General features: G+C 43.0%; 19 protein-coding genes. 13 read left to right on the top strand and 6 right to left on the bottom strand.

Going from position 1 to position 22,656, the window contains the following annotated elements:
• Nucleotides 1–78: 78 nt before the first annotated feature.
• Nucleotides 79–546: a hypothetical protein gene (locus H5300_RS15000; protein WP_004731619.1), complete on the bottom strand. Its 468-nt coding sequence runs from the start codon at nt 544–546 to the stop codon at nt 79–81.
• Between the two features lie 343 nt (nt 547–889).
• Here H5300_RS15000 and H5300_RS14995 point away from each other — a divergent pair, with 343 nt between their 5' ends.
• Together H5300_RS14995 and H5300_RS14990 are read left to right on the top strand one after the other, a co-directional pair.
• Nucleotides 890–1,894, top strand: coding sequence for a Solitary outer membrane autotransporter beta-barrel domain (locus tag H5300_RS14995; RefSeq protein WP_182796321.1), 1,005 nt, complete (start codon nt 890–892; stop codon nt 1,892–1,894).
• A gap of 181 nt (nt 1,895–2,075) precedes the next feature.
• Nucleotides 2,076–3,137, top strand: coding sequence for a sensor domain-containing diguanylate cyclase (locus tag H5300_RS14990; RefSeq protein WP_061021934.1), 1,062 nt, complete (start codon nt 2,076–2,078; stop codon nt 3,135–3,137).
• Between the two features lie 37 nt (nt 3,138–3,174).
• On the opposite strand, the gene H5300_RS14985 is transcribed toward H5300_RS14990, so the two are convergent.
• Nucleotides 3,175–4,170, bottom strand: coding sequence for an AraC family transcriptional regulator (locus H5300_RS14985; protein WP_061021932.1), 996 nt, complete (start codon nt 4,168–4,170; stop codon nt 3,175–3,177).
• 159 nt (nt 4,171–4,329) lie between these two features.
• Between H5300_RS14985 and H5300_RS14980 the strand changes: the two genes are divergently transcribed.
• Genes H5300_RS14980 through H5300_RS14965 form a run of 4 tightly spaced genes read left to right on the top strand, consistent with a single transcriptional unit; the run spans nt 4,330 to nt 8,243 of the window.
• Complete coding sequence (locus H5300_RS14980) at nt 4,330–5,451, top strand: HlyD family secretion protein (protein WP_061021930.1); 1,122 nt, start codon at nt 4,330–4,332, stop codon at nt 5,449–5,451.
• On the top strand, nt 5,441–6,460 hold the full coding sequence (locus H5300_RS14975) for a DUF2955 domain-containing protein (RefSeq protein WP_182796320.1): 1,020 nt from the start codon (nt 5,441–5,443) through the stop codon (nt 6,458–6,460). The genes H5300_RS14980 and H5300_RS14975 overlap by 11 nt, the downstream gene beginning before the upstream one ends.
• Nucleotides 6,461–6,482: 22 nt before the next feature.
• Complete coding sequence (locus tag H5300_RS14970) at nt 6,483–7,583, top strand: AI-2E family transporter (protein WP_004731609.1); 1,101 nt, start codon at nt 6,483–6,485, stop codon at nt 7,581–7,583.
• On the top strand, nt 7,584–8,243 hold the full coding sequence (locus tag H5300_RS14965; protein WP_004731606.1) for a potassium channel family protein: 660 nt from the start codon (nt 7,584–7,586) through the stop codon (nt 8,241–8,243).
• A 144-nt stretch (nt 8,244–8,387) separates the two neighbouring features.
• Here the strand turns inward: H5300_RS14965 and H5300_RS14960 are convergent, their stop codons facing one another.
• Together H5300_RS14960 and H5300_RS14955 are read right to left on the bottom strand one after the other, a co-directional pair.
• Entirely contained in the window at nt 8,388–8,927 is a 540-nt protein-coding gene (locus tag H5300_RS14960) for a DUF3332 domain-containing protein (RefSeq protein WP_029222428.1), read from the bottom strand.
• A gap of 260 nt (nt 8,928–9,187) precedes the next feature.
• Complete coding sequence (locus tag H5300_RS14955; protein ID WP_017077492.1) at nt 9,188–9,349, bottom strand: hypothetical protein; 162 nt, start codon at nt 9,347–9,349, stop codon at nt 9,188–9,190.
• A gap of 266 nt (nt 9,350–9,615) precedes the next feature.
• On the opposite strand from H5300_RS14955, the gene H5300_RS14950 reads away from it, so the two are divergent.
• Entirely contained in the window at nt 9,616–10,209 is a 594-nt protein-coding gene (locus H5300_RS14950; RefSeq protein WP_182796319.1) for a hypothetical protein, read from the top strand.
• A 215-nt stretch (nt 10,210–10,424) separates the two neighbouring features.
• Here H5300_RS14950 and H5300_RS14945 read toward each other — a convergent pair whose 3' ends face one another.
• Complete coding sequence (locus H5300_RS14945; protein WP_004731601.1) at nt 10,425–10,634, bottom strand: hypothetical protein; 210 nt, start codon at nt 10,632–10,634, stop codon at nt 10,425–10,427.
• A 950-nt stretch (nt 10,635–11,584) separates the two neighbouring features.
• Here H5300_RS14945 and H5300_RS14940 point away from each other — a divergent pair.
• From H5300_RS14940 to H5300_RS14915, 6 genes are all read left to right on the top strand, one after another.
• Nucleotides 11,585–12,517: a siderophore ABC transporter substrate-binding protein gene (locus H5300_RS14940; protein ID WP_102441421.1), complete on the top strand. Its 933-nt coding sequence runs from the start codon at nt 11,585–11,587 to the stop codon at nt 12,515–12,517.
• Nucleotides 12,518–12,616: 99 nt separating this feature from the next.
• Nucleotides 12,617–13,570: an ABC transporter permease gene (locus tag H5300_RS14935; protein ID WP_017094729.1), complete on the top strand. Its 954-nt coding sequence runs from the start codon at nt 12,617–12,619 to the stop codon at nt 13,568–13,570.
• Nucleotides 13,563–14,513, top strand: coding sequence for an iron chelate uptake ABC transporter family permease subunit (locus tag H5300_RS14930; protein WP_182796318.1), 951 nt, complete (start codon nt 13,563–13,565; stop codon nt 14,511–14,513). Before H5300_RS14935 ends, H5300_RS14930 begins: the two co-directional genes overlap by 8 nt.
• A gap of 12 nt (nt 14,514–14,525) precedes the next feature.
• A complete protein-coding gene (locus tag H5300_RS14925) occupies nt 14,526–15,290 on the top strand; it encodes an ABC transporter ATP-binding protein (RefSeq protein ID WP_017082004.1) in 765 nt (254 codons plus the stop codon).
• A 276-nt stretch (nt 15,291–15,566) separates the two neighbouring features.
• Complete coding sequence (locus H5300_RS14920) at nt 15,567–16,592, top strand: HD-GYP domain-containing protein (RefSeq protein WP_182796317.1); 1,026 nt, start codon at nt 15,567–15,569, stop codon at nt 16,590–16,592.
• Nucleotides 16,585–21,507 (top strand): ATP-binding protein, encoded by a 4,923-nt coding sequence (locus tag H5300_RS14915; protein ID WP_182796316.1) that lies wholly within the window; start codon nt 16,585–16,587, stop codon nt 21,505–21,507. The genes H5300_RS14920 and H5300_RS14915 overlap by 8 nt, the downstream gene beginning before the upstream one ends.
• A 148-nt stretch (nt 21,508–21,655) precedes the next feature.
• On the opposite strand, the gene H5300_RS14910 is transcribed toward H5300_RS14915, so the two are convergent.
• Entirely contained in the window at nt 21,656–22,546 is an 891-nt protein-coding gene (locus H5300_RS14910) for a LysR family transcriptional regulator (RefSeq protein ID WP_017082005.1), read from the bottom strand.
• Nucleotides 22,547–22,656 lie beyond the last annotated feature (110 nt).

Here is a 22,656-nt window from a genome sequence, read left to right as displayed (position 1 = left end):
GCTGAAACGTAAAGAATAGATGTAAAAAGTGAGCCTGTTCGGCTCACTTTTTTTGTCTTAGGTCTGTATCAAAAGCGGCTATGCTTTTTCGGCTTTGGGCGTGTCATCGAGTGCGAAGTAGATCTTTGAAACGATAATCTCTGCGACCAAAATAGTGAATACCACAGCGAAGAACGCGACCACACCATTCCATGGGCCTGTAAAGTCTACCTTGTCGCCAAACAAGATATTGATGGCTTCCAGCATTACAAACTTAGAACCTACTAAGATGACGTAACTGGATAAACCACGATAAATCTTAGGCGCAGTGCCGGGTTTAGACTTGAAGTAATCTGCGAGCTTATGTTCTAAGCCAATAGACAGTTTGAGCAGGAGTTGTAGCAGAATCGCAGCTGCAAATGAGATGGTGAAAGACTCGATATTGACGAAGTCCCAGTATTCATCAAAAAAATTGAGAACGGTTAAGTCGACGAGTACCGCAAGCGTGTATCCGACAAAGAGTCGTTGGGGCGTGTTAAATCCATATACTTTTTCTATATTGCTCATCTATTTCTTCCTGAGTAAAGGGTTATAAAAAACGTAGGAGTTAATCCTATAATTTTCAAACGCTTATTGTTTTATATGCGAAACAGGTCTTAAAGTCGGATTGGCGCATTATGGTAAGTAAGGGTTGTAAGAATGATCCAAGATAAGACTCCAATTTAGACAGAGGCGCATATGATTATTCATTTTAGAATCCAAGACGTAGAAGAGCTTTGGGGATCCATCGATTTGGCAACGCTCTTGCAGTTGGAACTGAGAGCAGTATCAACCACACCGTTAACTCTCTGATTGAAATAGTTAAGTTACCAATTACACTTGAAGCATAAGTTTGAATGGAGTCAACTTAATGCTTTCACCCCAATCGCTGTATTCCTCTTCTTTTGCTCTGATCTTAACTGGCCTTTTTTCATCCTCAGCCTATGCCTCAAATGAAGCGATTCAAAATCGTTTAGAGAAGATCTTCGCGGCTTCCATTGCGTTGACTGACAGCGATGCCGTATCTATTGGCTTTGTTGATTTTGACCCAAATTCATTTATCAATTTGAACGACAGTGGTTTTGGTTCCGATAAAACCATCGATACTCGAAGCCAAGTGAGTGTGGGCTCCATCCCTTACTCTTCCGTGATTAAAACGGATGACCCTGACTTCGACCTTATTTGGTCTGTGCGAGGGTCTTATGCGCTTTCTGAACAGGATATTGAGATCTCATCAGATGTGACTCCTGACCGTCGTGTTAACCCAAATGAAGACTCGGTATTGGGCCTGTATGGCTTTTTCGGAGGGCAAAACCATTTAAACCAACATTGGTCTATCGCCTATGGCTTAGGCACTCACTTGCTCTATTACCGCAATAAATACGAATACAACAACAGCTACTCTCAAGCATTTCAATCTCAGCTAGACGGCTACGCGTTGAATACATCAGCATGGGCGCTTGTTGCAGAACCTTCAGTCAAACTTCAATACTTGCAACCAAAGGAGTGGGGCAGTTGGAATGTGTCTTCAAGAGTTCGTTACTTTTATGGAACAGGCTGGGGCGAAGCGAACGATGGCGATATCGGTAACCCAGAAGGGATGCGATTCATTAATGAACTAGAGTTTAGGCAAAATGTAGCGCTCGATGCTTGGTCGCTTAATAACCCTCAAATCCACTATAACTTAACAAGAATCGATGTCGCGGGTGATTTGACTGCTCCTTTAGATACGCACTATTACTATGAATTCGGGGCCGGATTAGTATTTGATGTGCCTTATGACTCTTACTTTTTTGACAACTTCGGGATTGGAATTAACTTCAATTATGGCAGCTCGTTGAGCGGTGGTAGCTTGTTGTTCTTACTCAATAATTAGTTGTTCCCTATTAATAACTAGCTCTTTCTATTAAACAACTCGTTTCTTCTGATCAATAGTTAGCATAAGCCTATGCGCTTAATGTTCGATATGTAATTTGAATTTGTATGTGTCGTAAAATGGTAAATATCTTAGTGGAAACTTAGCCATCATAGTCATTCGCCCATCACTAGAGCAGACTATGAATAAGTTAAGTTTGGACCGAAAAATGCCGCTATACGTGGTGTCTACACTTGCCCTTAATATGGCAGTTAGCTTGTGGTTATTGAGTATGGCTTCTTCGGCAGTCATGGCTTTTTCTGTGTGCGCGTTGTTTTTGCTCAGCACCCTCATTACTGCACGCCTATATCGACATGAAATGGCTCAAAGCAAGAATAGCTTGTCGGAAGCGATCATTGATGGCGTCGCTGGTTTTATTGTCCTCGATAGTCAATTGAGGGTCATACAAGTGAATCAACAGTTCTCTCGAGTTTCAGGTTATGCCTTTAATCAAGTCGAGTCTCGCCCGATTTCTGATCTCTGTTTTATGAATAACAGCAGTTTAATATCGACCATTACTCGCTCACTCAAGGAAAACCAGAGATGGAAAGGTGAGTTGAGTGGCGTCAGTCGACTTGGTGAGCAGTTTACCGTTAACGTTGTAGTGGAAAAGCTAACCGAAATCCTGCCGCACAATAATAAGTACGTGGTGACCTTTACCGATATTAGCCGACGCAAGATATTGGAGCGTCGATTAAGAATGCTGGTGGAAACGGATTCACTGACAGGGTGCTGGAATCGACGTCGCTTTGATAATGACTTAAAACATTATTCAAACCTAGCGGAGCGTTATGGTTATACGCATTCCTGTCTGGCGTTGATCGATTTAGATCATTTCAAGGCCATCAATGATAATCATGGTCATGACCAAGGTGATTCAGCGCTGAAAGAGGTCGCTGAACTGTTGAGAAATAACAGTCGAGACACCGACATCGTCGCGCGAGTAGGCGGCGAGGAGTTCGCTATCTTAATGCCAGAAACTAACTTGGCAGAAGCGTTTGAGGCGATGTATCGATTGAAAGAAGTGATTGCCAAAGGGACAACATTGAACCTGACCGTAAGCAGTGGTGTGTCTGAAATACAGGCGCAAGCCGAAGCGACCTATCGCAGTGCAGATAAGGCACTTTATCGTGCCAAAGGTAATGGGCGAAATAGAGTGTGTAGCTCTAGCCCAGGCTGCGCGACACCTATTGCCCTTGGCTAAGAGTTGGTCACACTTAGCTAATCGGTGAGAGTGGTATCTAAGCCGAGATTGAGCGTTGGTAAATCTTCGGCGTAAGACCAGACACACGCTTAAACGCACGAGAAAAATGCGAGATGTTGGTGTAACCGAGCTGGCTAGAAATGTAGGTCAGCGTGTGGCCTTCTTCCATCAGTTCGCAAGCTACCGAAAACATCAGGTTCTCTTTGATTTTTCGATAAGTAGTGTTTTCGTTCTTGAGTTTGCGTTGGAACGTTCGCACCGAAAAGTTGAGTAGTTCAGCGGCTTCTTCGAGAGAGAGATCTTGTTCTTTCATGTACGGCTTTAGAAGCTCATAAACGCTATCGGTAAAGCTGGTATGCCACTCAATAAGTGTCGGTTTAGCACTGAGTTCTTTAGAGGTTAGGCGAATTGGGAGTTGTAATATTTCTTCCGGAATAAGTACAGCCGTCGACGATTGATCAACAAACAGTTGGCAGCTACTTGGCACCAGTGTTTTGACGACATCGATGTCATGTCCTTGCAGACGCACCTTATTAGGTAACCATGGAAGTTGGGATAAAATGGTTATTAATTCAATGATATATGTAATCGCAAAAGCTTCTCCCCATTGAAACATAGGGGAATTATCTTCCGGGGCAGTACGGCAAAACCAGCTCTGACCGTGTTCTTGAATAAACTCGACTTTGCTGCCTGGGGAGTCGTAGGCAAAGATTGAATTGATCTGTTTTAGTGCATCACCAATGGTTTCGAATTCGGTAAATTGATGCAAGACATTTGGGATGATTCGACGTCGAAATGCGAGTCCAAGAATATCGGTGAACCGAGATACGCCGAGTTGTGCCGATGTAAGATAAATCAAACGCTTAATGGATTCCGATGGCACAAAATCACTTTCTGATTCGATAAGGTCGGGTGGTAAACCGGAATCTTTAAGCAACAGATGTAAATCAAGACCATAGTCAGAAAATACCTGAACCAGAATCTTGGCGTAGTTCGTTTGAATTACCGGGACTTGGTAGTGACTAGAGGTCATGAGAATACAATCCTGTATATATTGTTGCATTATTAGACGTGCATATCATTTGCAACGTTTTGTTTACTAAATCTAACCCTATTTACTTGAGTTTTCCATCGCTGGGTTTATTTTTAAAGTATTAATTTTGTTGATGTTAGTTATCTAGAAGGGAGTCCCATGTCAGAAGTCAAAGGGAATAAGCAAGAAGCCAATGAAGAAGTTGGCCAGCAAGAAAATGGAAAAGACAGAGTAAGAAAGGTCACAAACTACCTATTGTTGTTTGTTGCATTCATGTTGATCTTCAGTGTCATTTCAGACCGAATCATCCCTATTACTGATAATGCTCGTGTAAAAGGTTATATCGTTCCAATCAAGCCAGAGGTGTCGGGAAAAGTTCTCGATATACTGGTTCAACCTAACCAACTGGTTAATCAAGGCGATAAGTTAGCCATTTTAGATGAGTCTGATTACCAAATAGCAGTACAACAAGCCGAGCAAAATTTAGAGATTGCAGGCCAAAATGTCGGAGCTCAAACCGCGAGCATTGCTTCAGCTCAAGCGAAACTCACTTCAGCGATTGTTGAAAGACAAAACACCAAACTGCAAGCCAAGCGTGTTTTAGAGATGGCCGACAAAGGTGTGGTTTCTAAATCAGATGCAGATAAAGCGCGAGCAGCATTAGCGACCTCTCGAGCAGCTGTTGTGAATGCAGAGGCTGATCTTGAAGGTGCGAAGCAACAAATGGGTAAAGAGGGACAAGAAAACAGTCAAGTGAAAGCGGCGTTGCTGGCACTTGAACAAGCTCAATTGAACCTAGAGCGCACCGTGATTACCGCGCCGACACAAGGTGGTGTTTCTAACTTTAGCCTGTCTGAAGGGTTTTATGCATCGGCAGGGCAAGCAATCATGACCTTTGTTTCAACCGAAGATATTTGGATTGAAGCTTATTATCGAGAGAACAGCCTAGGTAATGTAACGGTCGGTGATGAAGTTGAAGTGGCGTTAGATTTCGCACCGGGCAAAGTGGTAAAAGGGCGCGTAAGTAGTATCGATTGGGGGGTTGATTGGGGGCAAAATGATCAAGCAGGTAAGCTTGCGCAAGCTAGTCAACAAACGGGTTGGTTGCGCCAAACACAGATGCTTCCTATCACCATTGAATTTGATAATGAAGAAGTGACAGGCATGCTCCGAGTGGGTGGCCAAGCGGATGTGATTGTTTATAGCGGTGACAACTTTGTGTTCAACGCGATAGGCAAAGTATGGATTCGTCTGATTAGCGTATTGTCTTATGTTCGATAAGCCGATTCTTGACCAACAAACACAGCAACGTATCCTGCGATTTACTGTCGGGGTTACGTTGGCTGTTTTCTTGGCGGCGTGGATAAACTGGCCACTTGCGTTTGTGGCGCCAGTGTTCACTGCTAAGTTCTTAATTGATAAATCAAACCTCCATAAGGAAACGGTCTACGAATTGCTCTTGGCCGTTGTGGTGACGATGGGGTTAGGTTTATTGCTGTCGCGAGGAATTACCCATTACCCAATTCCATTGCTGATTTTGGTGGGGTTAATGATGCTGTGGGGTTACTACTTGTTTGTCGACCCTAAATGGAACCTTTTCGCCACCATATTGTTGATTGCTGTCTTGATGTTGCCATTCATGGCGATTGATAACCCTGGCGTTTCGGTAATGCTGGCCTCTGGCTTGGCGACCTCTGGTGTGGTTTCAGTGATGCTTTTTGCGTTAGTGCATGTATTTTTCCCTGAGCCTAAATCGGAGTTCTCAGGCTTCGCTGCTGCGCCACTCGAAAAGAAACAGCGTTGGTATGCGGCCTTTAGGGCGATGATTATCTCCTATCCAGTGGTATGTTTTTTCTTTATCTTTCAAATATCTGAAGCTTTATTGACAATGATGTTCATTGCGCTGTTATCGTTGATGATTACGTCAGAGAAGTCGATAAAGTTGAGTGCTTTTCTAGTGATAAGTAACGGTATCGGGGGATTGCTCGCGATAGCGGCTTTTTCAATCCTTTCGATTGTTCCTAATATTATCTTCTACTCTTTATTCATAGGCTTGGTCGCTATTGTGATCGCCAAGAAGATCTACACGGTTCCCGAAAAAGCGCCGATTTTCGCCACTGCATTTAGTACGTTGTTAGTACTTGTCGGTAGCACTTTGATGAGCTCAGGCGACATCGATAGCAACACTCTTATACGCATATTCCAATTAGTGTTAATTGGTATATATATGATTTTGGCTTCTTTATTCCTAGAAACTCGGAATTGGAAGTTCCTACAAAATCAGCCTTAATTATGTCTTACAAGGACGTCTCATGAAGTTAACCGATGATTTTTCAAAACAGGCGATAGACGCTGCCATCAAGATCGCAGCAATTGCCATGCTCGTGTATTGGTGTTTCTCGATTTTACGCCCATTTATTCTATTGGTTATTTGGGGGGCGATCATTGCGACTGCGCTTTATCCAGTTGCTGTCGCCATTTCAAATAAGACGGGAATGTCGAAAGGAAAAGCCAGCGCATTACTGAGCTTTATCGGAGTACTGTTACTGCTCATTCCTTTAGTTGCGCTCTCTTCCGGTATTTACACCAGTGCTTCGGACCTAATGACAGGGCTACAGGACGGAACCTTGTCTCTTCCGAAACCCAAAGAGTCTTTGCAAGATATCCCATTAGTTGGCGAAAGAGTCTATGCCGCCTTGGTCCATGCTTCTTCGAATATAGAGGGCGTGTTTATCACGTATGCAGACGAGCTTAAGGTATTTGCTTCTAAAATGGCATCGATTTTAGGCTCATTGGGCGGTGGTTTTGTCCAATTTATTATCTCAACCATCATTGCAGGTGCGTTCATGAGTAACGCCGATAAATGTCAAACCGGTGTGACTCACTTAGTGGTTCGTTTAACGGATGGCAAAGGCGTAGAGCTCGTGCAGTTATCTAAATCGACTGTGCGCAGCGTTGTGCAAGGTGTGATTGGTGTTGCTGTGATTCAATCTATCATGTCGGCAATTGGTTTGGTTATCGCGGGTGTTCCAGCCGCGGCATTGTGGGCGCTAGCGGTGTTACTGGTCGCTATTATTCAGTTGCCGCCGATTCTTGCTTTGTTACCTGCCATTATTTACATGTTTAGTGTTGAATCGACACTGGCGGCGAGCTTGTTCTTAGTGTGGTGTATTTTGGTGAGCGGCAGTGACGCTATCTTGAAGCCAGTACTACTGAGCCGAGGGTCTCACATTCCAATGTTGGTGATTTTGCTTGGTGCGTTGGGCGGAATGGCGATGTCAGGAATCGTCGGTCTGTTTGTTGGTGCTGTGATACTGAGTTTAAGCTATGAGCTGATGATGGCGTGGCTTGGGCTTGAAGAGAAAAACCAACAAGAAACTGAGAAAAAACCAGCAGAGGCAGAGGAAAAATAGATGAAGCCAGTCTCTAAAGACGACAACTTCTACTTCTTATTCTATGCACTGTTGGTGTTGTTTTTTGGTTGCGCGGTGATGCAGCAGTTTTATCCGCAAGGCCAGAAAACAATACTATTTCTCATCATCATTACTCTGGCGAGTTCAATTGTTGGTATCCATAAAGAGCGAGCTTTGTATCGCTCTTGGTATGGGCTGTTATTGATTACGGCGCTAGTGTCTGGTGTGTTTTCGTTTTTGGAAGGCTATAACCTGTCGATAGTGACGCTATCAGCGTTGGCTGTGTTCTTGTTTTCACACATTTACTCAGCGTTGAAACAGGTGATGAAAGCCAAAACGGTGACGCCCAATCACATTATTGGGTCAATCTGTATTTACTTGTTGTTGGGGTTCGCTTGGTCGACCATCTACTTGTTGATTTTAGAAATATTTCCGAACGCCTTTAATGGATTAGAAGAGCAAATCTGGCTAACCAATTTGTTTAATGCGATGTACTTTAGCTTTATCACGTTGACTACGGTTGGCTATGGTGACATATCACCAGCATTGCCTATTGCTCAGTTTTTTGTGTTTATGGAATCCATTATCGGCAGTTTTTACTTGGCCATAATGGTGGCAAGTTTGGTGAGTATTCGGCTTACACAGTCTCAATCCCAATAGAGCGGATACAAATAATAGATCATATACAAACAAGCCCGGCAATTGCCGGGCTTGTTCTTTTTTACGCTTTTTAAAGTCAAACCTAGCTTTAGATTGAACTCCCTATGGGCTACGAATCTAATGCCTTAGTGTGAGCTACAAACCTTAAGCTTCAGTGCCTTGTATCTTCTCTAATTCAGCGATGGTCGTTTGTGACACAAGCTGACCATCCATGTAATAGCTAACGTTTTGACCCTCTTTGATACCTGTCAGAGTTGCCGTTTCACCAGAGGTATAGACGATGTCCATTTGAACCGTGTTTTCGTCAATCTTAATCATCTCACCCGTTTCAATGGTGCGATTGTTTGAAATTGGGCCTACAGGGGCTTCTTTCAGGCTTGGGTCTAGGTCGTCGTTCACTTCGAAGTGTGTATCTGTTTTTGTATCAAATACGTGTGGCGAACCACTGATTGGGTTTTTACCTGTCCAAAATTCAAGTGAGTTGAATACGACATAGTCGGCTGCGGTTGTAATACCGTACACAGGCGCTAATAAGAAGTTTACACCTGCACGAGCATAGCGGTTATCGACAACTTCAACGTTAAATTTCATCACTTTCCCTGTTACGGCGTTGCTGCCGATACAACCAGTTAGCGCAGAAGCCAAAACCGTTAGTCCTACAATTTTAAGTGCAATCTTTTTCATTTTAGTACCTGTATAAGTTAGAAGTCTGTTTTGTTGGAACAGGTGTAGTATGGTTTTTATTCGATTCATAGTTTTACCATTTAACGCCACTGACGATAGAAAATTGGTTATGTACTTTAAGCATCACAAGCTAGATCTAGAAAAAACGGACATGGAAAAGCTAGCTACAAAAATCGGAGCATAAAAAAAGCGCGACCTAATAGGGCGCGCTTTTGAGTATTTGGATAAGTCGTAATGAAAACAACGACTCCAATACAGAATTACTTCATCACATAGGTATAAGCCGATACGACAAGCCAGCGGAAAAATCGAAATAAAAGGGTAGTGGCTTTAACGGTAAACTTGGCGATTGATACCGTTGCTTCTGCACCAACGCTAACGCACTTATGCAGATCGGATTCTTTGTATTCTGAATAGGTCATATGGTTTCTCATTTCTCGCTGTTGTCTTTCATATGTAAGTAATGACTCCTGTCTGGCGATATACCCTGTGCGACTAATGTACGAATATTCATCGATAGAAACTTACCATTTAATGCCAAGTAGTGTAAAAACTAGCCAAAAGATAACGTGTTGAGAGAAATTAAGTACGTACCTAGATGTAACCTATCAAGTTACCGAAAAAACGAGGTTATATAGTGGTATGATCGCGGGCTCAGCACCATAAGTGATAAAGAATAGGGAACAGAATGACTCACCTTACCGATCAGCAAGAAGCTGCAATGGCGACGTTTAAGGAAAACTTACACCTTCCAAATGGTGGTTTTCATAAGCTGATTATCGATCTAAGTAAGGAATATCAGCTGCCATTTCAAAAGGTGCGCGCCGTTTTAAAGAAAGCTCAAAAAGACGTGGAGCGACAGATACGAGAAGACTTTACCAGTGTTGATGACACGGTACTGAGCCAAGCCAATTGGGTAAATATCATTAAGTCGAAACTTGTTGAGCTAGCGGAAGAAAACCAAACAGTCATGGATAAGCTTCGACAAAACCTGAAGTATCAAAAAGTGTTTTCGGCAACCAATGGTTCAATCACAAGTGAAGATGAACGTGATGAGTTGATTGAAGAATTGATTCAAGCTTATGAAAAAGAGGTATTCAAACCTTTACTGGCTATGCTGCATACAACAAAGCTGTATTGGAAATTAATGCTGGTGGATGAGACATGTAAGATGAATGAGGAGAATCGTGAGAAATTCAGTGATTACCCTCAACACATGCAAGCTGCAGAACACTTATATACTCTTGATCAGAAGTTAAGGTCGATACCGTTAACGCAATGATAATGACTCATTGGTGATTCAGAGTTTGATATAAGTTGGTTTCAATAGAAGTACGATAACCTAGCTAGCGTTAGCCGCGTGTGAAATGCAAAAAGGGCTAGGTTTCTGTTCTGTTTTACTTCTACTCTATTTTGTTCTGCTAGAGCGAATTGAGGGTGACATCTTTTACATCTTTGGGACTAAACGGTGTTTCTTTTTGTAGCCTATGGGAAATGCTATAAGAGTGTGAAATGTCCTAGGGTGTTTCCGTTGCCTGAAACAATAGTTCCGATGCTTTCTCGTTCATTAAATTCAAAGTCGATGAGATAACTGTGATGTTGTAGCTTGGGCAATATGTGGCGGTGGAGTATATCGCTATTAAGCTGTCGAATCTCTGTGACCCATGAAATTTCTTCTTTGTGTAAGTCTATTTTAATCTTGAGCATTTATTACCTTTTAGTTTATTGACTGATTTATCGCGTGATAGTTGGTACCAATGGGTTTGTCGTGTTGTTCTGCGTGACATAACTGTGCCTTGTGTTTATTACATTTATATTTAAGTGATCGATCTATTTTGACTTCGCTAACAAGAGAGCGAATGACGATAGATCGGTAGTGAGGATCGAATTTAAAAGCTATTGAATGACTATCTAGGTGAAAGCTGACGCAGAGATGGTGTAACGAGGAAATCGAGAACTGTCTTTGAGGAACTTGGACTTACTTTAGCATTAACAGCTCTATAGATTAGAGCCAAGTGGCGCACTATACGCCTAGTTTTTGAAATTGCAACCCTATTTTTAATTAAATTTAAAAATATTTTTGATTGATTTACGGTCGCTTGTTGAGAGTTAAATAAGCGAAGGACAGGTAATTAACCATGATACCTGCCAGATGTTTGGCTTTGCACCGCTTCGTATTCTTTGTCATTAGTGGTTTTATTTTTGAAGCTAATTTATTGATGGTTAAGTGTATGTTATATATAATCTTTACATTGTAAATTTCAATTCGTGACTCTGAGGTTGAGCGTTGTGATTCTGGAGTTTAGCGTTGTAATTACAGGGTTTTCGGGCACTTTCCCCCATCAGTTTATTCTTCAGATTGATGATCATTTTCCTCTTCGCGTCTTTTTGTTATTTCTGATCCCTAGCATCTCTCCTGACTACGCAAAATATGAATACTCACTTTTACGTTTCTGAATAATAAAGTTGTTGTGTCGCCAGTTTAACGCAAATATAATTGATAATAGTTCTCACTTGCGTTACGGGTTTGTTATCAAAGCAATGACAGACTTTAAATTATCGTTATTTAGCCGTTGTGTACGCCCCATACTCGCCTATGAGTAATGTGACTTTCATTGTCATGAGTGGTGGTTAGTATCAATGGCAAAGGAAGAAACATGAAGAAAACAATCAATTCAGTTCGCCAGTTGTTAAGCGGGCTTGCCATCGTTCTTGCATCATCATTACTGATGACCGCTCAAGCGAAAACCGTGACCATTGAACACGTAAAGGGCAAGGCGCAGTTTACTGAAGTACCACAGCGCGTTGTGGTACTTGGCTTTGGTAGCTTGGATGTGCTTGATCAAATTGGTGTACAGCCAGTTGGTGCGCCTCATAGCTTGCTGCCCGATTACCTGGCTTCGTACAAAGAAACGACAGCAAATACAGGATCATTGAGTGAACCTGATTTTGAAGCTATCTACATGTTGAAGCCTGACATCATTATCGCGGAAAATCGCATGCTTAAGGTTTACGACAAGCTGGCACAAATCGCTCCAACGGTCATGTTCTCTATTGAAGGTGATAAATACTGGGCTGATGCTCAGCAAAACTGGCGCGCGCTAGGTGACATCTTTGGTAAGCAAGCTGAAGTAGAAGCGATCATCAAAGAGACTCAAGCGTCTATCACTGCGGTAAACGACAAAGTCGCGTCTGACGAAACTTCAGCAATGATGCTGATGAACAACGGCAACAACATTGCGATGTTCAATAAGGGCAGTCGCTTCTCGATCATTTTTGATGATTTTGGTTTCGAGGAGTCAAAGAGTGCGACAGTGGCTCCAATTAAAGGGACTCACGGCAACCTAATTTCGTTCGAATACATTGCTGACGCAAAACCTGAAGTGCTTTACGTTCTTGATCGCGAAAAAGCGATTGGCAGATCAGAAGGTCGCGCACAACAACTGTTTGATAACCCATTAGTTGCGGCGACACCTGCAGCGCAGCAAGGCAACATCGTTTACCTTGATTCAAGTGCTTGGTATTTGGCGGGTGGTGGCGTGACAGCGATTCACCGAATGTTAGGTGATATTGAGCGTACGATTCAATAGTCATCAATCATCAGATTTTTGGGCTTATAAGAGCGTTCTTATAAGCCCTTTTTCACTTTTCATACGGACTCAAAGAGCCCTACCTTTAGTATTATTTCTATGTTGAAACCCATTGCAGCTGCTGTATTTCTTGTTGTGTTATGCGTTATGTCATTGATGATTGGAGTCGCTGAGATCAGTTTTAGCGACTTCTTCAATGGCAACCAACACGCCAACTCTATTTATGTTGTTAGTCGAATCCCTCGACTGTTCGCGATTGTGCTTGCCGGTGCGGGCTTGAGTGTCGCTGGCTTGATCATGCAACAGATCGTGCAGAACAAGTTTGCCGCGCCTTCGACTATGGGCACCATTGACTGCGCCATGCTTGGGTACATAGTCGGTATCCTGGTTCTGGGCAATGCAGCGCAATGGAGCTACTTAGGTTTCATTTTCGCGTTTGCAGTGTTTGGCACCATGCTATTGGTCCGTTTTCTACAACACCTGAAGTTCAAGAATGCAGTGTTGGTGCCTTTGATTGGCATTATGTATGGCAACGTTGTTTCGTCTCTAACAACGTTTATTGCTTATAAGTACGACTTAGTACAAACCATGTCTGCATGGACGATGGCGAACTTTGCGAGTGTGTTGCAAGGCAGCTATGAAATTCTTTACCTCGCAGTGCCTGCTTGTGTGTTGGCTTACTACTTCGCGAGTCAGTTCAGTGCGGCGAGTATTGGCGAGAGCTTTGCGAAAAACATCGGCTTGAATTATCAGAAGATCGTCTTCATTGGTGTTGCATTGGTCGCTATCTGTGCCTCTTCTGTAGTGATGATCGTCGGTGTTATCCCATTCCTTGGTCTTATCGTGCCGAATATCGTGTCGCTGATGATGGGCGATAACATGAAGAAGATTCTGCCTTGGACAGCCTATTGGGGCGTGATCTTGGTATTGGTTTGTGACTTGTTAGCTCGAATCGTCATTTTCCCTTATGAGATTCCAATCTCGATGGTAATCAGCATCTTTGGTGGCTTGATTTTTATCTACCTAATCATGAGAGACAAGTCGAATGCGTGATTCAGTAAAAATTGCGATTCTGGCCATCGCGTCTTTGTGTATGGCGGCTGTATTTGTGGGGCAGGGACTTACGTGGGATAACTATGAGTTCTTCTTGTCTCTGCGACTACCTAAACTACTGTCAATTGTGTTGGCGGCGGTGGCGATTTCTGCATCGTCATTGGTGTTCCAAACTATTACTAATAATCGAATTCTAACCCCATCCATCTTGGGCTTTGATAGCTTGTATATGCTGGTTCAAACGGTACTTCTGTTTGTGTTTGGCAGTACCAGTTTCTGGGTGATTGATTCAATCGCAAACTTTTCGATGTCTGTAACTGTGATGATCTTGTTCTCGTTTGCTCTGTTCCATTTCTACTTTAAGAGCAAGCGAAATAACGTTTTCACACTGCTTTTAATAGGCATCGTGTGTGGCAGCGTATTCTCGAGCTTAGCGAACTTTCTTGCGATGTTGATTGATCCCAATGAATTCGCGGTGCTGCAGAATGTGATGTTCGCAAGCTTCAATAACGTGAAAGGTGAACTGGTTTACCTCAGCCTTATTCCATTAGGTTTGAGCTTGCTTGGCCTGTGGTTGTTAGCGCCTAAGCTTGATGTACTTTGGCTTGGTGTTGATAACGCAACAAGCTTGGGTGTGAACACCAAACGACTGACTCAGATTACTTTGGTGATTGTGTCAGTGATGGTCGCGGTATCGACTGCTTTGGTTGGCCCGGTGCTGTTCTTTGGCTTGATCACCGTGAGCTTAGCTCGCCAGATATTCCGATCTTATCAGCATCGTGTGCTTATCATCGCAAGCAGTTTGTTAGCGGTAGTGCTCTTGGTTTCAGGCCAATGGTTTATCGAAAAAGTAATGGCGTTTGAAACCACAGTGAGTGTGATCATTAACTTAGTCGGTGGTTTGTATTTTACGTTCTTGTTGTTACGCACCAGAATTCAGTAAAGGTAGTAAGTAGTGATTAAATTAACAGGTTTAACTAAGAAGTATGGCAAGTCACTCGTGGTTGATGATGCCAGTGCTATGTTCCCGAAAGGAGAAGTGACTTCTATCATTGGCCCAAATGGTGCGGGTAAAAGTACACTGCTTTCTATGGCGAGTCGCTTAACCGAAAGTGATGCGGGCGAGGTCGTTATCGGTGATAAATTACTGGCTGAATGGGATACCAAAGAGTTGGCGAAACACCTTGCAGTCTTAAGACAGTCAAACAACATCAATATGCGATTTACGATTCGTGAGTTGGTCTGTTTTGGTCGTTTCCCACATTCTCAAGGCCGCTTGAAAGACGAAGATCATAAGATCGTCGATACAGCATTAGACCACCTTGGCATTACTGACATCCAAAACAAATATCTTGATGAGTTGAGTGGCGGTCAGCGTCAAATGGCGTTTATCGCGATGGTTGTGGCGCAAGATACGGATTATGTGTTCTTAGATGAGCCACTGAACAACCTTGATATTAAACACTCGGTTGAAATCATGCAGACGCTGCGTCGCTTGGCGCATGAGTTTAATAAAGCGGTGGTGATCGTGATTCACGACATCAATTTTGCTTCTTGTTACTCTGATAACATTGTCGCGATGAAGAAGGGCCAAGTGGTTAAGTCGGGTAAGGTCTCTGAAGTGGTTGAAAAGTCAGTGATGGAATCGATCTACGAGATCCCATTTGAGATTCGTGAGTTCGATGGCGTTCGAATCTGTATGTATTATTCTGGTCGTTAGGTTACTGAATAACTGGGTTGTTTTGTTTTCTAGCCGTTGTATAAAAGAGCTCCCATATGAGGAGCTCTTTTCGTATGGTTCATATGTCCAAGAAAGCATATTTCCTCTTGTGTTATACGCTAATCTCTGCCGTATTTTTGACATCAAACCGTTAGTTTGATGTCACTCGAAGATCGACTCTTCATTTTTAACAATCATTTGTCATTTTCATGTTGAGAGGTACGAAAACCCATCTACACTATGTTTATAACTGTTTGATTTTTATACGAGGTGTCAATGAGTCGTAAACCTATAGTGTTAGTCGTGGATGACACCCCAAGTAACTTAGATGTGTTAACGGCAATCCTCAAAGATACCTATCAAGTTAAGGTCGCGATTAACGGTACTATCGGTATCAAAATAGCGAAGATGGTGCCACAGCCAGACCTTATTCTCCTTGATATCATGATGCCTGACATCGATGGCTACGAAGTGTGCCGTCAATTAAAAGCTCAGCCAAATACTGCGCATATCCCCATTATATTCGTTACCGCAAAGATTGGCCCTGAAGCCGAAGTAAAAGGCTTGTCCTTAGGTGCTGTTGATTATTTAACGAAGCCAATTACACCTGAAATTGCACTACAACGTGTAAAAACCCATATTGCTCTTTATGACCAGCAACGAGCTTTGTTTAGTCAGGTGAAAGAGAAAACCCAAGAGATCAATCTCGGTAAACTGGAAACGCTCAACATATTGGGTAGAGCGGCTGAATTTAAAGATAACGAGACGGGCATGCACGTTATGCGCATGAGCCATTATTGCGAGATATTAGCCAAAGCCTTGGGTATGACAGACGAAGATGCCGAGACCTTGCGTGATGCCGCGCCAATGCATGATATTGGCAAGATTGGCATTCCTGACAGTGTGTTACTGAAGCCAGGCAAATTGGATGCCAATGAATGGACTACCATGCAGAAACACGTCGAGTTCGGTGTTGAAATCCTTGGTAGGCAGGGCGATTCCAAACTGATGCGTATGGCGATTCAGGTAGCGCAGTATCATCATGAAAAATGGGATGGCAGTGGTTACCCAAACCAGATCGCGGGAGAAGACATTCCTTTGGTAGGGCGTATTGCCGCGGTTGCTGATGTGTTTGATGCTCTCACAGCAGAGAGACCGTACAAAAAAGCGTGGAGTGTTGATGAGGCACTGAGCTTGTTTGAAGAACAGAAAGGCAAGCATTTTGATCCGACTATCGTCGATATGTTTTTTCTAAAGTTACCTGAGATTCTAGCAATTAAAGAGAAGTTTAGAGATGAGTGACCATTGGGTTGTGCTGATTAATCGTTACGTTAAATCCCTATTTTTGCTCATTGCCTTGGCGAGTTTTGTGACAAGCGTGAATGCAGAAACGGCACCCGATCAAGAAGAAAACCGATGGCAAGATACTAAACTTGAAGTGACATTCATTGCGCTGTCCAGTCATTATCCTTACTCATTTATCGGTGACGATGGAAAAGTTGATGGCATCATTCGAGACTGGGCTAATGATCTTGAAGAGCGATTTAAAGTCAAAGTTAATTTCATTAGCGTGGACTCTCACTCTGAAGCAAAGCAAGCCCTGTTAGACGGAAAGGGAAACGTATTTCCTTTTCAACAGTTTGATCCAAGTGCCGGAGGACGCTTCCTTCAAACCGACCCCTATATTTCATATCAAATTGCCGTCATTCTTCCTACCGAAGATCATCTCAATAATAAAATAGAGCAAGAGGCAAAAAGGCGAATTGCCATGGTGCGAGAAAGTATCGACCTGGAGCGTTCTGGTGTGCAGCTTAGCTCTATTGAGGCGGTTGAGTTTGATACTTCAATTGATGCTATTCGAGCTTTGGAGGATGGTTCTGTTGATGGCTTGCTGGCTGAACCTGTGACCACAATGGATCTTGCTCATAAAAGTGGTGTAGAAAATCTAGCGGTTAATTACGTACTCGATCGCTGGAAAAATATAAAGGCGGCTATGGTGGTTCGTTCTAGCGACATTGAATTACTTAGTTTATTGAATCAACAAATTGAGACGTTTGATATAAGTAAAAAGAACCGCATTTTGTCTAAATGGTTAGATGACTCGCCTTATCGCTCTCCCGTTAAAGGTGTATTCGATTTCGATCACCCTCCTTACATGTATCCAGACAGTACTTCTGTCGGCTTAGCGCATGATATTATGCAAAGGCTTTTCAATGATATGGGTTATCGCCTTGGTGACGTTGTCACATTGCCTCGTAGTGCGGCTCGTCAAGCTATCGATAGTAACAGCTCAATATCATTTGTTTCTGGCGTACAACTTGATGACCCTTCATTGCACTTTGTCAGTGACAAGGTGATGGATATCGATTTTGTACCAGTGTCATTAAAGAGGCGTAAGCTGGATTTGAAGTCGGCAAAAAATTTGGCATTGGGTGCTTTGCTGTTTGATGAAACATCGCCGATTAAAAACTCAATAGAGGTGTTGGGTAGCCAATTGAGCATTGATCGGATAGAAGATCTCGACAGCTTAGAGTCGGCGTTTTCCCAACTGAGAGCTCAAAATGTTGATCTCCTGATGGTAGAAAGGCGCGTATTAATCTGGTTTGTCACCAATACCCGGTTTATTGAAATGCGCGAGATTCAGCTACATGAAGATTATAAAGTCAGTTATCCCATCTACGTGGATTTCAGGGGGGCAGCGCTAAGAGACCGCTTCAATGCCGCATTGGCAAACCTGAAAAGGGAAGACGGTGAATTTGAACTGATTCTTAGACGACAAATTAAGAACGACCTGACTCTGGTTCTGAAGAAGGCCGATATTATTGCTCAAATCTCAGCGTACTTTATCGTCAATGATCGCTTTGACGAATTGCCTAAGATTTTTGACATATTTGACGCAGATAATACCTTCACCGTGATTTCTGCACTGGCTGATAATAATAAGCGACCGCTTGAATCTTGGTTCCTAGGAGATGTATCAACGTCATCATTGGACAAGAAAAACACCTCTAAATTGTCATCTGTGACGAAAGGCGCTGGTTATAAAACGCAGACGGGCAGCACCAGTGCTGGGTTTATGACGTTCTATTTTGATATGGATTCCGTGGAAGGGAGTTATGTTTATTTTCCAGGTATTGAGCGGTTCGAATCATTCGGGGAAGGCGCCAAACGTTATATTTCAGATATTTATCAATCAAACAGTTTAGCCGGTGAACTTCTTAATCTTAGTCAAAATGAACGTCAGTGGATAAAGTCTCATCCAGTATTAAAAATCGGTATTGATCCTAACTCTTTGCCTTATGAGGCCGTTTCGAGCAAAGGGGAATACATCGGCATGATCGATGATTACCTAAAGCTGATCGAACAGAAAACAGGTTTACGCTTGGAACATGTTGATGTCGGCAGTTGGCAGGAGACTCGACGTCTCGTTGACCATAGAAAAGTACACCTTGTCTCGGCCGCTGTGGAGAATCGTTCACTTAGCGAGAGTGTGAAAGCGGGTAAACCGTTATTTTCTAGTCGCTTGGCCATTGCCTCAAGACGAGATGTGAATAGCCTTGTCTTAGAAGAAGCTGCGGGATGGAAAATAGGTATTTTAGAAGGTGGAGCCAATACAGGAGCTATCGTGGATAGTTACCCTGAGATCAACTGGGCGATGGTGTCCTCGACTAATGACGGCTTAGAGCTCGTCGAGTCGGGTGAGTTTGATGCGATGATTGATACCGTTGACGTCCTAACTTACCTAATCGACTCATTTGGCTATCGAGGGATTGGCATTATCGGCCGATTAGATTTCTTTTTGTCGCCAACGTTCCATGTCATCAAGTCAGAACCCTTACTCTTGTCTATTGTGAACAAAGCAATTGGCAGTATTTCCGCTGAAGATCACCAAAAAATATCCGCTAAATGGGCTGCGCCAAAATCGATCGAGAAAGTTGATTATGAGTTGGTTTATACCATTTCACTTTTTTCGTTGGTGATCGTCTTAATCATCGTATTTTGGAATAGAAAACTCACAAAGCAAATAGCGATTGCCAATGACGCGACAGAAGCGCTTCGCAAAGCACAACATCAGCTTTATAACATTTTGAACACTTCACCAATAGCAGCGAGTGTGGTTGTCGAGGAACAGGTTCGTTATGCGAATGATACTGCGAAGCGTCTGTTCGGAGTGGAGCGGACAGAGTTGCACTCTATAAATGTTGAAACTATTTATAACTCTTTGTCTGATCGTGATTCGCTATACAAAGAGCTCAACCTCAAAGGTAAAGTCGTAAACCGAGAATTAGTGCTTAGGAAGTTTGACGGAACCCGTTTCGTCGCGCTCGTCAGCTATTATTTGTTTGAGCTAGATGGCGAGATAGCCACACTATTTTGGGCGTTCGATATTTCAGAAATGAAACGCCTAAACGAACAACTTGAAGAAGAGAAACAGAGAGCAGATCTGGCAAGCCAAGCTAAATCGGAATTCTTAGCCAATATGAGCCATGAAATTAGAACGCCAATGAACGCAATAATTGGTTTGTCTTATCTGGCCATTGGCGAAATATCTAATCCTGTTGCTCGAAATTATATTGAGAAAGTGCACCGTTCGGGGCATTCACTGTTAAGCATTATTAATGACATCCTCGACTTCTCTAAGATAGAGGCGGGACAGCTTGTCATTGATAGCATCCCATTTGATCCCGTGACGACATTCCAAGATGTCATTGAGTTGATGGAATCGAAAGCGGATGAGAAGCAACTTAAGTTGTCTATGTCGATAGATCCAGAGCTAGATACTCCGTTGATTGGCGACCCGTTAAGACTATTCCAAGTCATTCTTAACCTGATTGGTAACGCCATCAAATTTACATCGCATGGGAACGTGACTTTGAATGTTACTCATCTCGAATCCAATGATCGCAGCGTGAGTATGAAGGTGGTTGTTTCCGATACTGGAATAGGCATTTCAGAAGAAAATAGGCACAAGCTCTTTCAAGCATTCAGTCAGGCAGATAGCACTACCACGAGAAAGTTTGGAGGTACTGGCTTAGGGCTAAATATTAGTCAAAAGCTCGTGCAAGCCATGGGCAGTAAGATTTCAGTCGCAAGTGTTTTGGGTAAGGGCAGTGAGTTCTCTTTCGTTCTCACTTTGCCTAGGTCAGATTCAGAAGAACTGGCGCACTTTAAATCACAAGAGCTCAAGTTGGATTATCACATCGAGTTCAAAGGGCAAAAGGTATTACTGGTTGAAGATAATGAATTAAACCAAGACCTAGCATTGGCATTTTTAAAGCGATCGAAGTTGAATGCTGACTTGGCCGAGGACGGAAAAGAGGCGGTATCACTAGCCAAAAATAATGACTATGAAATGATTCTTATGGATCTTCAAATGCCCGTGATGGATGGCTTTGAAGCGACGCGTCAGATCCGTGAGTTTGATACTCAGGTTCCTATTATCGCGATGTCCGCCAATGTGTTTGCTGATGCGAAGCAAAGAGCAAGAGACGCAGGTGTAACGGACTTCTTAGACAAGCCGATTATCATCGATAAAGCGACTTCTTTGATCATCAAATACATCGTGCCGGAGGTGATGGTAGAAGGGAAGGTAGCGTCGTTAGATGGGCAGGCAGAACAACTCGAAGACCTAACAAGTCAACCTAACAGCATTGATGTGACCAGTGTGTTTTCTCAGCAACGATTTGAACAGCTCACTCATCATGATTCGGAACTACAAAATAAACTGGTTGGGAAGTTCCATAGCAGTGCGCCAAGTATGATGGTTGATGCGTTTGATAATTTGGCACAAGACGATTGGATTACGCTTGAAAGAAACCTGCATACTTTGAAAAGTATGGCAGCGTCGATTGGCGGCCTCCGGTTTGCTGATTTGATGGGAGAGTTAGAAGATAAAGCTCACAATCGTTTGTGTGATGAGCAAGTCCTCAGAGAAGGTGAGGCGAGGTTAGTTGAGCTTATTACAGCAACGGAAAGCCTGATTGTGAAGCCACAAGTAGAATACATGAGTGAAGCGAGTGCGATGGGAACCGTGGTCAAAGAAGATCAAAGGGTTAAGCTGCTCTCTCTGCTGGAAGCTTATGATAACGATGCAACGCAATACGTGGCCGAGTTACTTGCAGAGTATCCAAGTTCTGCTGCGCTTAACGATGTACAACGTGCGTTAGATAATTATGACTTCGAGCGAGCGTGTGAGGTTCTCCACACCTTGGAATAAGCCGCTTTGCTTCGTCGGTATATTACAGTTGCTGTCTTATCGCTATTACTGTCTGAATAGCAAGTACTTCAGTATTAAAGCCTTTAACCTTTTGGGTTAAAGGCTTTAAATTTAATCAACTAATCAACTAATCAACTAATCAACGCTTCTAACCACTCACGTTTTGTTTGATCAGATCGATAACTGTATCGTATCGGTGCGGCAGTTTTCTGTTTCGTTTTTGAACCAGATACAGTATTTCCTCAACCTCTACTTTGGGTGGCACAACGTGCAACTTGTCTCTTTCTGGGAAGTGCTCAACGGCGCCAGCCGGTAAGACGGTAAAGCCTAACCCTTTCGATACTGGCAGCAAGATCTGGTGAAGCTGATTGATGTAGCCAGATCTTGGTATTTCATTAACGTTGATGTTCGCAAGATCCTTGTCTCCACACAGGTCGAAATACAAAGACAGGTAGTGAGCAGAATCTGGATGCGCAATAAGGCCAATGTCGTGCAGTACTTGTGGTGTTATCTCTAAGTGAGCCAGACTGCTGTGAACGATGAGGCAGAGTGCTTCTTTACCAATGACTTGGCTTTGATAGTAACTGTCGTTTGGGGAGTGCCTAACAATGCCGATATCGGTGGTACCTTGGATTAGGTCGTTCAATATCTTTTTGTTTGGAGCCGCTTCTAAGTTAATGCTCAGATCTTGGTGTTGTTGCTGAAGTTCAAGAAGCTTGGGATACAGACGTAAAGAGAGTGAACCCGAACAGGATAGATGACATTGCCCAGCATAAGGATTATCAAAACTCAGAGATTCGAATAAATCTTCTTGGTCTTTTTCTAGCTTGAGCGCATAGCGATACATAATCCGACCCTGTTCGGTCAGCTCGAAGCTTTTATTTTCCCGAGAAAGCAGGTCACAATTGCAAGCTTGTTCAAGCTTCTTGATGTGCTGGCTCACTCCTGGTTGTGTCATGTACAACTTTTCTGCGGTTTGGGTGAAATGTCCAACTTCAACCAGAGTCTTAAATGTATTGAGCCAAAGTGGATTGATCATACTCACCTTCAAATGCTAAAGCCTAAAAATAACAGAAAATTATTATTATCTTAAGTAATGATAATTTCAACTCTAGCGCCTTAAGTAACGCTAATCAAAGTCAATGTGGT

The organism is Vibrio sp. SG41-7 (genome assembly GCF_014164465.1).
Taxonomy (GTDB): Bacteria; Pseudomonadota; Gammaproteobacteria; order Enterobacterales; family Vibrionaceae; genus Vibrio; species Vibrio splendidus.
Note: the sequence above shows the minus strand (reverse complement) of the source record. Positions and strands in the feature narration are given on the sequence as shown.

Coding starts and splice junctions, on each gene's coding strand:
- H5300_RS14960 (WP_029222428.1), bottom strand. CDS start 8,927: ATGAAAAAGATTGCACTTAAAATTGTAGGACTAACGGTTTTGGCTTCT.
- H5300_RS14965 (WP_004731606.1), top strand. CDS start 7,584: ATGAAGCCAGTCTCTAAAGACGACAACTTCTACTTCTTATTCTATGCA.
- H5300_RS14950 (WP_182796319.1), top strand. CDS start 9,616: ATGACTCACCTTACCGATCAGCAAGAAGCTGCAATGGCGACGTTTAAG.
- H5300_RS14920 (WP_182796317.1), top strand. CDS start 15,567: ATGAGTCGTAAACCTATAGTGTTAGTCGTGGATGACACCCCAAGTAAC.
- H5300_RS14975 (WP_182796320.1), top strand. CDS start 5,441: ATGTTCGATAAGCCGATTCTTGACCAACAAACACAGCAACGTATCCTG.
- H5300_RS14970 (WP_004731609.1), top strand. CDS start 6,483: ATGAAGTTAACCGATGATTTTTCAAAACAGGCGATAGACGCTGCCATC.
- H5300_RS14990 (WP_061021934.1), top strand. CDS start 2,076: ATGAATAAGTTAAGTTTGGACCGAAAAATGCCGCTATACGTGGTGTCT.
- H5300_RS14915 (WP_182796316.1), top strand. CDS start 16,585: ATGAGTGACCATTGGGTTGTGCTGATTAATCGTTACGTTAAATCCCTA.
- H5300_RS14930 (WP_182796318.1), top strand. CDS start 13,563: ATGCGTGATTCAGTAAAAATTGCGATTCTGGCCATCGCGTCTTTGTGT.
- H5300_RS14940 (WP_102441421.1), top strand. CDS start 11,585: ATGAAGAAAACAATCAATTCAGTTCGCCAGTTGTTAAGCGGGCTTGCC.
- H5300_RS14935 (WP_017094729.1), top strand. CDS start 12,617: ATGTTGAAACCCATTGCAGCTGCTGTATTTCTTGTTGTGTTATGCGTT.
- H5300_RS14910 (WP_017082005.1), bottom strand. CDS start 22,546: ATGATCAATCCACTTTGGCTCAATACATTTAAGACTCTGGTTGAAGTT.
- H5300_RS15000 (WP_004731619.1), bottom strand. CDS start 546: ATGAGCAATATAGAAAAAGTATATGGATTTAACACGCCCCAACGACTC.
- H5300_RS14980 (WP_061021930.1), top strand. CDS start 4,330: ATGTCAGAAGTCAAAGGGAATAAGCAAGAAGCCAATGAAGAAGTTGGC.
- H5300_RS14995 (WP_182796321.1), top strand. CDS start 890: ATGCTTTCACCCCAATCGCTGTATTCCTCTTCTTTTGCTCTGATCTTA.
- H5300_RS14955 (WP_017077492.1), bottom strand. CDS start 9,349: ATGACCTATTCAGAATACAAAGAATCCGATCTGCATAAGTGCGTTAGC.
- H5300_RS14945 (WP_004731601.1), bottom strand. CDS start 10,634: ATGCTCAAGATTAAAATAGACTTACACAAAGAAGAAATTTCATGGGTC.
- H5300_RS14985 (WP_061021932.1), bottom strand. CDS start 4,170: ATGACCTCTAGTCACTACCAAGTCCCGGTAATTCAAACGAACTACGCC.